This is a genomic window from Xenorhabdus innexi (genome assembly GCF_002632485.1).
Classification (GTDB): domain Bacteria; phylum Pseudomonadota; class Gammaproteobacteria; order Enterobacterales; family Enterobacteriaceae; genus Xenorhabdus; species Xenorhabdus innexi.
In genome coordinates this window covers 1-677 of the sequence record NZ_NIBU01000225.1, presented here as the reverse complement: position 1 = coordinate 677, position 677 = coordinate 1, and the positions used below count along the sequence as shown (strand labels likewise).

General features: G+C 47.0%; 2 pseudogenes. Both read right to left on the bottom strand.

What is annotated here, in order from left to right:
* A pseudogene (locus Xinn_RS23060) lies at positions 1-135 on the bottom strand (site-specific integrase); the annotation flags it as partial.
* Between the two features lie 211 nt (positions 136-346).
* Positions 347-677: pseudogene (locus Xinn_RS21250) on the bottom strand (TraI domain-containing protein); the annotation flags it as partial.

The window sequence follows — 677 nt, the reverse complement described above, 5'->3', positions numbered from 1 at the left end:
CGTTTCCCCCATAAACCGGGTAAATCCCCGCACCACCTTCCGGTAACTCCACTCGGTATCCGGTCTCAGAATATGTGAAAAGAAATACTCTTCTAATAGTTCGTCCCAACTGAACGTTTCTGCTGTGTGCAACATCTTCTTTTTTCCCTCAGTTATCATATCTGCACGTTTTTTTTGTTCAGAAAACCCGTGCAAATACCAAAATACACATCACCATTTAAATTATTTACTGTTAAATGATGAAGTTAGGTTACTGTTTATGCCAAGACTTCTGCCTTACGCTCCGATCGTTTGATCAGTTTTGCGTCATGCGGGTGAGTTTTTCCGTCAGATTGACACGAAAAAATCAATCAGTTGATTGAAATAATGATAACAGTGTCCGGGTATCATCCGTCGCAGACGGCGATGAACGGTTTATTTCACTGATCGGCGGGATCGCAGTTGTTTCCGAGGCAGTGACTGATCCGTTTTCAGCAGCAAAAGCCACTTCTGTCACAGTGGGTGAAGCCGCCTGTTTATCCAGCGGTGAATGAACCTGTCCGGCTGCTTCCTGAAGCAGCATATCAATCAGCGGCACTGTGGACGGACGGCCATTAAGATGCTGCATCAGGCAGTGCCAGACTTCCGGGACGGAAACCAGCCACATCATGGCTTTTTCCGGTACCAGACTGGCCGCC